The organism is Armatimonadota bacterium (assembly GCA_036504095.1).
In the GTDB taxonomy this organism is placed as follows: domain Bacteria; phylum Armatimonadota; class DTGP01; order JAKQQT01; family JAKQQT01; genus DASXUL01.
Genome location: DASXVS010000010.1, coordinates 44195 through 52872 on the forward strand (window position 1 = coordinate 44195; position 8678 = coordinate 52872).

Here is an 8678-nt window from a genome sequence, read left to right on the forward strand (position 1 = left end):
CGGGTGCCGGATTACCGGTTTCCCTCATTGGGTTTCCCTCATATGATAGCCTTCAGGTTGCAAGAAGCCCGACTCCCATCACCTGACACCCGACACCCGTCACCCATAGCCTGCCCCGCCGCCTGCGACATGCCTCCCGTCTCCTGCCTCCGGTTCCCCAATCCTGCTAGAATAAGTTCGTTATGCTTTCATCCGAACCAACCACAATCACGCTTCGCCGCCTCACGGCGGGCATCCTGTATCAACCCGTTGCCATCGACCGCCAGTCGCTGGCCAATTTCTACGCCCAGGCATCCACCGTCTTCGAATTCACAACGTTCAACCTCCTCCCGGATGGCGGTAGGATGTCGCTGGGAGCCGCAGGCCAGGAAGATGACCTCATCATCCAGCCGACCCGCACACAGGTCAATATGAATCTCGGGGCGCCCTGGGAGGCCGTCGTTCAGCGCGCCATGGGCCAGTTCGATGCCGTCCGCCAGTTCCTCCGCCTTAGCCAGTACGTGGCTTTTGGCGTGAAGATCGTGGGCAGCTTCGCGCTTGGCGAGCCATCCGCCTCGTTCCTGGAGCACCGCCTCATCCGCTCGGATGCGCCGCTGGACCGCCTCGGCCTGGGCCGCGTGGGCACAGGCTTCCGCGTGAACTTCCGCCGCGACGAGAATATCTGGGACGTGCGGATGGAGCCGCTGTTCCAGGATTTGAGCCAGATATACGTGGAAGTGGACGCCCAGAAGACCCAGGCATTCACCGACCTCCGCGACGCCCAGTCCTGGCTGGAAGGCGTGGAGCGCTACATTAACCGCGAGCTCCTGGATTTCCTGCGAAACCTCCCATCGTAAGGGCTGGGGGGCAAGGGCTGAGGGCTGCGAAGGACCCGACCCGCCTCAGCCCTCAGCCCTGATCCCTCAGCCCTATGACTTACCTGTTTGACCTCGATGGCACGCTTCTGGACAGCACGGAACTCCTGCTGGAAGGATACAAGCACACCGCCCGCATGCACCTCGGCCGCGAAACGCCGGACGAGGAATGGCTGGAGCATTTCGGCAAGCCCCTGCGCGACCAGATGGCGCTCTTCGACGAAGATCAGGCCGATGAGATGGTGTGCACATACCGCGCGTTTTACGACGTCCACCACGACGACCTGATCCGCATTTACGAAGGCATCCCAGACATTTTGAAAACGCTGCACGAGCAGGGGCACAAACTGGGTGTGGTGACGTCGAAACTGACGAAGTTCTCCCACCGCGCGCTGGAGTGGTTCGATATCGACCGGTATCTGGACGTGGTTATCGGCGAGGACCTGGTGTCCGCCCACAAGCCCGACCCCGCCGCTGTGATCCTCGCGCTGAAGGAACTATGCTCCGAGGCAAATGGTGCATGGATGATCGGCGACAGCCCCTACGACATCCAGGCCGGCCAGGGCGCCGGATGCAGAACCGCCGCCGTCCTCTGGGGCCCGTTCAACCGCGAAACCCTCGCACCCTACAACCCCACCGTCTTCCTCGAAGACCCGCGGGAGATGCTGGGGCTAGGATAGACGTCACTCTGGCGTCGCCTTGCCTCACGCGCTATGGGTACTATCTTTCCGCTCCCTCTATCACGCCCAACTGTGACCTTTGAACTACTGACGCGTGCCAACCTCTGTTCCATCATCCGTTGAGGAGAGAGCTGACGGTGGCCCAATTAGGAGGTCTGCTATGAAAAACGCCCGCCAATTCCTGGCCGGGATAGTGTCTTGCTTTGCGCTCAACTTCGCGGTAATCTGGTGCAAACTCGTTATGCCGTGGCTTTTCCACTGGATCCCTGAGTGGTTTGTGATGATTGCGAATGTGCTGATCCCCATGATTCTTCTGTGGAAGCGGCAATGGGCGTGGGCGGCCGGGATCGTTGTTGGGACCTTCGCAGCGTGGGGCGTCTTGATGCTGCTCATAGGCGCAAGCATGGGCTGATCGTGGCCGCCGCCGTCCAACTCCCCGAGCGGCCCCGGCAGTTCGCACCGGCCCGGGATTAGACCTCTGCTCTACCGTGGGTATCGCCCTCTACAACCGCCCGTTTTTGCTGAAGACTCGCAGAACCTGCTGGAGCTCGTTTGGACCAGCACCTTACCCCTGCGTCCACACGAAATCGCTCGTGCAGTCTGGCGGCCTGATATCGGTGCTCCCCCAACCGGAGATGCAGAACCTGTTGCGCTGAACCAGCCCCACGGTCGTCGGGCTGGAGGCTTTGGTCGTCTCGACGTTCAACGCTCGAATCCGCATGAAATGATAGCGAGCGTACTGCTTCGCTTCCGCCGCAACTATCCGCTTGTACCGGGCCAACTGCGCCTTCGACAGACCGGTTGGAGGCAACGGGCGTTCATAGGCGTACTTCGGGGCCTTCACCATCACCGGTGTGCGTACGGTATCGGTGATGACGTACACTAGCACATCGAACGCCTTCGGGTTGATGGACGACAAACGCATCGGATAGACCGGCCGCTTGCTGGGGAAGGTGAGCTTCAAGGGGGCGAGCGTACCGGTCGCGAGGCCCCGGGCCGATTCGGGAACCCGTACCCGGCATGCGACGAAGGCCCACCCCTCCCTGACGTACTGCGCGATTGGACCTATCGCCGCCGGGGGCATGTGGTAGTTGTTTTCCATGAGCCAGCGCAGCAGCGCACCCGACCTGGTCGCCGCCAGCACGGAAACGTCGTAAGCGCCAACCGGCTTTCGCTCCAGCACGGTAACCGCCGCCCTCGGTCGGCCGGCCATGTCCGCGCCCGCAGCCTTCATACCCTGTGCTTCGCTGGGGTAATCCGGCTCGGCGAGCTTTGCCAGTTCGTGGAAGAGGGCTCCCTTGACGATGGACACCCTCGGGCGCTTTGGCACCGGGATGACCCAGGCAAAATCGGCCGCATTTCCGGTGAACCCGGGGCTGATCACCAGCGTCTCGATGCCGTGGCGAACCATCACCATCGCTTTCTGCGACGGCTCGTTGACCAGCGACCGCTCCCGGCCGAGTTTCCACTGCGCCTCAGTCGGCATGAACCCGCCATCCGCCGACGCCGCGCCGGCCATCAACGCTGCAACCACCGATACAGTCCATCGTGTTCTCATAGGTAGCTCCTCTTGACATCGTTCAGACAGGTGATTCGGCTTCCGCCACAGTATAAGTGCCCGTCAGCCCGCGAACCCTTCATTCGTCGCCTCGCCCGTTCGGGATGCCGGCGGGGACGCCGGCGCTACCGTGATCGCCGCGTCGCCCCCTCGTCCCCCCCCTCAACCCATCTCCCCCTCCCCAACGGCGCTATCATCCCGGTATGGATACAGCGCTCAGACCATTCCTCATCGGCACCGCCGGACATGTTGACCACGGCAAGACCACATTGGTTCAGGCGATCACCGGGACAAATACCGACCGCCTGGCGGAAGAGCAGCGGCGCGGGATGTCCATCGATCTGGGATTCGCGGAGTTCCACCTGCCGTCCGGTCGCGTGGCCGGCATCGTGGACGTTCCAGGACACGAGCGCTTCCTCAAGAACATGCTGGCCGGCGCGGCGGGCGTGGATTTCGGCCTTCTGGTCGTCGCGGCGGACGAGGGCGTGATGCCGCAGACGGTCGAACACCTCGCGATCATGCAGGCGCTCCATATCCCGCGCGGCATCACGGTCTTGACCAAGGCCGACACCGTGGACCCGGACCACCTTTCCATCGTCACCGACGACGTGCGGGCCGCGCTTGCCGGGACATTCCTCCAGGACGCGCCCATCCTGGCGGTGGATTCCGTGTCCGGCCGCGGACTGGACGAAGTCGTGAGCCGACTCGATGTGACCGCGGCCTCTCTCCCGCCGCACGATCTGGACCGACCGGCTTTCCTGCCGGTCGACCGCGTGTTCAACCGTCCCGGGTTCGGCCTGGTGGTCACGGGCAGTCTCCGCACGGGGCGCCTGCGCGAAGGCGATGCGGTCACGATCTACCCATCCGGCAAAGCCGCACGAGTAAGGGGCCTTCAGACGTTCGGGCAGAAGGAAGCGATCGCGGAGGCGGGGATGCGCACCGCGGTCAACCTCGCCGGCGTGGATGCCGACGATATCGAGCGCGGCGACGTCATCGCCGCGCCTGGGTCGCTTACCGCATCGGATCGCATCAACGTGAGCATCGAGGCGGAAGGCCTCATCCGCCCGCTCAAGCATCGGGCGCGGGTCCGCATACACATCGGGACCGCAGAGATCCTCGGACGGGTGCTATTGTGGGAAGGCACCGAACTGCGCCGCGGCGGCACCGCGCTGGCCCAACTCCACCTGGAAACGCCGGCCGCCGTTCGCAAGGGCGACCGATTTGTGCTTCGATGGTACTCGCCCCAGGACTTCCTCGGCGGCGGCGAAGTGCTGGAACCGGCCGCTGCGCCGTTCCGCACCCGGGAGGAAGCCGTCGTTCGCCGCCTCAACGCGATCCGTCAGGGCGACCCGAAAGAGATTGTTCTCGAAGCCCTGGCAACCGCGGGAGCCATGCCGCTGACCGTGGAGGCGATCGCGCGTGAGTCGGGCATTGCGCCGGACGAAGTCCGGGCCATCCTGGACGCAGGCGCCGCCGTGCGCACTTCGGCCGGCTTCCTCGGCGCCGGCGCCATCCGAAAGGCGTCGCACGCGTTGCTCGGACGGCTGTCCGCTTTCCACAAGAGGGCTCCGCTCCGCCCCGGAATGCCCAAGGACGAACTTCGCACCCAGGCAAGCGGAGATGTGCCATCGGCGGCGTTCGAGGCTATCCTTGGCTCTCTGGCGGACACCGGCGCAGTCGCGGTCGAACATGGCCTGGTCCACTTGTCCAGCCACTCCGTCCAGTTGAGGCCCGACCAGCGGGAAGCGGCCGCCGAAATCGGGGCCATCTTTCGCGAGGCCGGCTGGCAGCCACCCTACGAGATCGAGATCACACGATCGATGGGACCGCACCGGGCCACGCGTGAACTCTGGGAGTTCCTAGCGGCTTCCGGAGAACTCGTGGCTCTGGCGCCGGGGCTCTACCTGCACCGGGACACCGCCAACTCCGGCATAGCGGCCATTCGGCGCCTCCTGCGTGAGAAGGGAAGCGTGACAGTCGGCGAAGCGCGGGACGCCCTCGGGGCGTCGCGTAAACTCGCCGTACCGTTCATGGAATGGCTGGATACCCAGCGCATCACGCGGCGCGACGGCGACCATCGCATCCCGGGCCCCGTCATATAGGAGACTGAGGGCGAGGGGCGGAGGGCTGAAGGCCGTGAGTAAACGTCAGGCGCCGGCCGCCCGGCACGCGACACCTGCTACCCAGCACCCGCCACCCTGCACCGGGGGGACCCCGCGCCCGTGACTTGCCCCCGGCAAGCATTGCGCCCTAGACTTTTCACGTGGCCTTCGCGTTCACGCCTCCCGCGTGTGTGCCCCGTGTAACGGCCTGCGAGAATATCGAGGACCTAATTCATGACCGACGCCGCGCTGGACGAATTCTGGCAGCGGGCCATGTCCGCGATCAAGGGCCGCATCATTCAGCCTACGATGTGGCGTGCGCTCGAACAACTTAAGCCGCTCCTGATCGAAGACGATACACTTATCCTCGGCCTGTCCAGCGGTCTCGCCTACCATGCCAGCCACCTTACCTCGTCGGACCGCCGCAACGCCGTGGAAAACGTCCTCTCCGACATGCTCGGAAAGCGAACGAGCTTCCGCATCATCGAAGGCGATACGCTGGAAGACTGGGAGCAGGCCAAAATCCGCGATGCCGCGGCGCAGTCGTCCAATGTCGCCAAACGCGTGGCGCGCGACCGGGGACGCGCCCTCGAAGAGTCGTGGGAAGACGTCTCGGACGAGATATACCGCGTTTACAGCCGCATCCCGCTGAAGCAGCTGCCCCAGAACCGCGCCGCCTTCTTCAAAGCCGCCCTGCCTCTGCTGAATGATGCCCGCCAGAAATACATGACAGGCGATAACGGCAAGGAAGAGACCAGCCAGCGCGCGTACGCACGCACCATCGAGAAGGTCGCCACCCTGAGTGACCTCCCGCCCACCTGGGTAGCCCTGGAACTCCAGAAACTGGCCGAGCGGGACAGGTAGAGTTCCGGGTGCCGGGTGCCGGGTACCGGGGCCACGGAGGCCAACCTACCGCCTCACGCCTACTGCCTACTGTCTACTGCCTACCGCCTACCGCCTATTGCCTACTGACTACTGACTACTGTCTACTGTCTACTGCCTGCTGTCTGCTGCCTACTGCCTCCTGCCTACTGTCTCCTGACGCACCGTGCTACAATTGGGATATGAGAACAGACGCTCCCAAGCCGGACGACCTCGCACGCTTCCCGTACCTGAAGGACGTCCTGAACCGGATTGAAGTCGCTTATATCGCAACCTACCCGCCCACGGAGTGCGGAATCGCCACCTTCACCCAGGACAGCCTCACCGCGGTCCGCAAGTTCACACCATTCAGCCATCACCTGGTTGTGGCGATGAACTACCCCGGTGAAACCCAGGCCTATCCGGACGTGGTGAAATTCCAGGTCGACAAGGCCACCCCCGAGGATTACGACGACGCCGCGAAGTTCATCAACGAATCCAGCGCCACCGTGCTGCATGTCCAGCACGAGTACGGCATCTTCGGAGGAGATCACGGCGACTATATCGTCCGCCTGATGGAGCAGATCAAGAAGCCGATGGTCGTTACGCTGCACACGGTCCTGGCCGCCCCCAACCCGAAGCAGAGGGAAATCGTGGAGCAAATGGGGCGTTTGGCCAACCACCTCATCGTGATGATTGATATGGGCCGTCGCATCCTGATGGACCACTACGATGTGGACCCCGCGAAGATCGTCGTCATCCCGCACGGCGTGCCGAACGTGCGCAAACGCTCAAGCGACGCCGCCAAGAAGAGCCTCGGCCTCACCGGCCATACGGTGCTGAGCACCTTCGGCCTCATCAACCGGGGCAAAGGGCTGGAACACGCCATCGAAGCGATGGCCAAAGCCGTGGAGAACCATCCGGAAGCCCTTTACCTCATCCTGGGGCAGACGCACCCCGCCGTCCGCAAGGAGCATGGCGAAGAATACCGCAATGAACTGAACAGCCTCGTGAGCAAATACGGCCTCCAGCGGAACGTGAGGTTCAACAACCACTACCTCACATTGGAAGAGCTGGTAAACTACCTGTCTGCGACGGACATCTACATCACGCCCTACCTGAACAAGGACCAAATCACCAGCGGAACGCTGGCTTATGCCCTAGGGTGCGGAAAGGCTATCATCAGCACGCCCTACCTATATGCCGAAGAAATGCTGGGCGACGGGCGCGGCATTCTGGTCCCATTCAGGGATTCGGATGCCATCGGCGATGCTTTTATCCGCCTCCTGGACGACATCCCGTACCGGCACAAACTGGAAACCGCAACCTACAAATACGGCCGGCGCACCACTTGGTACAACGTCGCCATCGAGCACCTGAACCTGTTCTATCAGTTGATGAATCGCGTGAACGGCGGTCAATCGCCCGGGTAAGCCCGGCCGGCGCACAGGATTGAAAGCGGCTGCCGGTCCCGGTCCCGCAAAATCGCCCGCTCGGAACAACCCCATATGGAAACAACCCTCACGTACCCGCCGCTCCGGATGTCGCATCTGCGCACGCTCACGAACAATTCCGGAATCATCCAGCACGGCTGGTATTCGATGCCCAACGAGGTCACCGGATACTGCACGGACGACAACTGCCGCGCCTTCCTCGTCGCGGTTCAGGCATATCGCCGGAACCCGGATCCGGAATTGCTCCGCCTGATCGGCATCTATCTGTCGTTCCTCAGGGCCGCGAGAAACGACTCCGGCGCATTCCGGAACTTCATGTCCTATCAGCAGTTCTTCCTCGACGATTACGCATCGGAAGACTGCCTGGGCCGCGTCCTCTGGGCGCTCGGATACGCGATGCGCTTCCCGCCCCATCCATCCGTCGCCGTCATCTGCGAGGACCTCTTCCACGAAGCGTTCACCTGGCTGAAGGACTTCCGCAGCACGCGTGGACGCGCCTACGCCATTCTAGGGCTGCGAAACTACCATCTGGCCCGCCCGGACGACGCCCGTGCCCTGGAAGCGGTCAAGTGGCTGGCGGCCGAATTGTCCGACAAGTTTGACGGCTACGCCACGGGCGCCTGGCCGTGGTTCTCCGGCCGGCTCACTTATGCCAACGGCATCCCGCCGATGAGCCTCCTGCTCGCATCGGAAGTGACCGGCAACAAGCGTTACTCCGATATCGGCCTGAAGACCCTTGACTGGCTCACGAGCGTCATCGTTAGAGACGGCGTGATGTCCCCGATCGGATGCACCGGCTGGTACGACAAAGGCAGAAATCGAAGCCAATGGGATCAACAGCCCATCGATCCCGCCGGAATGGTGGGCGCCTACCTGACCGCCAACCGCGTTACGGGCGACAAGGGGTATCTGGACCTCGCGAAGATCGCCTACGATTGGTTCCACGGGAGCAACGATCTCGGCGTCAGCCTGTTTGACCCGGTAACGGGTGGCTGCTGCGACGGGCTCTCCCGGCAGGGCGCCAGCGGCAATCAGGGCGCCGAGAGCTCGCTGGTGTACTACCTCGCCACGATGGCTTACCGCCGTGATATCCCGGTGGCACTGTAGCGCTCGCGCCCCAATCCAAACACAAAGCGGCGAGGCTCAAACGGGATCCCGTTTGAGCCTCG

General features: G+C 63.2%; 8 protein-coding genes. 7 read left to right on the top strand and 1 reads right to left on the bottom strand.

What is annotated here, in order from left to right; translation table 11 throughout:
- Positions 1 to 182: 182 nt before the first annotated feature.
- The 3 genes from VGM51_01715 (at position 183) to VGM51_01725 (ending at position 1946) form a co-directional block, all read left to right on the top strand.
- Positions 183 to 836 carry a hypothetical protein gene (locus VGM51_01715; protein ID HEY3411752.1) on the top strand — a complete coding sequence of 218 codons (654 nt, stop codon included), beginning with the start codon at positions 183 to 185 and terminating at the stop codon, positions 834 to 836.
- 74 nt (positions 837 to 910) lie between these two features.
- A complete protein-coding gene (locus tag VGM51_01720) occupies positions 911 to 1534 on the top strand; it encodes an HAD-IA family hydrolase (GenBank protein HEY3411753.1) in 624 nt (207 codons plus the stop codon).
- 160 nt (positions 1535 to 1694) lie between these two features.
- Positions 1695 to 1946 carry a hypothetical protein gene (locus tag VGM51_01725; protein HEY3411754.1) on the top strand — a complete coding sequence of 84 codons (252 nt, stop codon included), beginning with the start codon at positions 1695 to 1697 and terminating at the stop codon, positions 1944 to 1946.
- A gap of 153 nt (positions 1947 to 2099) precedes the next feature.
- Here VGM51_01725 and VGM51_01730 read toward each other — a convergent pair whose 3' ends face one another.
- The gene (locus VGM51_01730) at positions 2100 to 3092 is read right to left on the bottom strand and encodes a DUF2330 domain-containing protein (protein ID HEY3411755.1); all 993 of its coding nucleotides are present in this window, start codon (positions 3090 to 3092) and stop codon (positions 2100 to 2102) included.
- Positions 3093 to 3295: 203 nt separating this feature from the next.
- Between VGM51_01730 and selB the strand changes: the two genes are divergently transcribed.
- The 4 genes from selB to VGM51_01750 all read left to right on the top strand — a co-directional run bounded on the left by selB (position 3296) and on the right by VGM51_01750 (position 8616).
- The gene (selB, locus tag VGM51_01735) at positions 3296 to 5194 is read left to right on the top strand and encodes a selenocysteine-specific translation elongation factor (protein ID HEY3411756.1); all 1899 of its coding nucleotides are present in this window, start codon (positions 3296 to 3298) and stop codon (positions 5192 to 5194) included.
- A gap of 234 nt (positions 5195 to 5428) precedes the next feature.
- Entirely contained in the window at positions 5429 to 6058 is a 630-nt protein-coding gene (locus tag VGM51_01740) for a hypothetical protein (GenBank protein HEY3411757.1), read from the top strand.
- Between the two features lie 200 nt (positions 6059 to 6258).
- Positions 6259 to 7488 carry a glycosyltransferase family 4 protein gene (locus VGM51_01745; protein ID HEY3411758.1) on the top strand — a complete coding sequence of 410 codons (1230 nt, stop codon included), beginning with the start codon at positions 6259 to 6261 and terminating at the stop codon, positions 7486 to 7488.
- Between the two features lie 75 nt (positions 7489 to 7563).
- Complete coding sequence (locus VGM51_01750; GenBank protein HEY3411759.1) at positions 7564 to 8616, top strand: hypothetical protein; 1053 nt, start codon at positions 7564 to 7566, stop codon at positions 8614 to 8616.
- Positions 8617 to 8678: the final 62 nt, after the last annotated feature.

Coding starts and splice junctions, on each gene's coding strand:
- selB (HEY3411756.1), top strand. CDS start 3,296: ATGGATACAGCGCTCAGACCATTCCTCATCGGCACCGCCGGACATGTT.
- VGM51_01720 (HEY3411753.1), top strand. CDS start 911: ATGACTTACCTGTTTGACCTCGATGGCACGCTTCTGGACAGCACGGAA.
- VGM51_01740 (HEY3411757.1), top strand. CDS start 5,429: ATGACCGACGCCGCGCTGGACGAATTCTGGCAGCGGGCCATGTCCGCG.
- VGM51_01730 (HEY3411755.1), bottom strand. CDS start 3,092: ATGAGAACACGATGGACTGTATCGGTGGTTGCAGCGTTGATGGCCGGC.
- VGM51_01750 (HEY3411759.1), top strand. CDS start 7,564: ATGGAAACAACCCTCACGTACCCGCCGCTCCGGATGTCGCATCTGCGC.
- VGM51_01715 (HEY3411752.1), top strand. CDS start 183: ATGCTTTCATCCGAACCAACCACAATCACGCTTCGCCGCCTCACGGCG.
- VGM51_01725 (HEY3411754.1), top strand. CDS start 1,695: ATGAAAAACGCCCGCCAATTCCTGGCCGGGATAGTGTCTTGCTTTGCG.
- VGM51_01745 (HEY3411758.1), top strand. CDS start 6,259: ATGAGAACAGACGCTCCCAAGCCGGACGACCTCGCACGCTTCCCGTAC.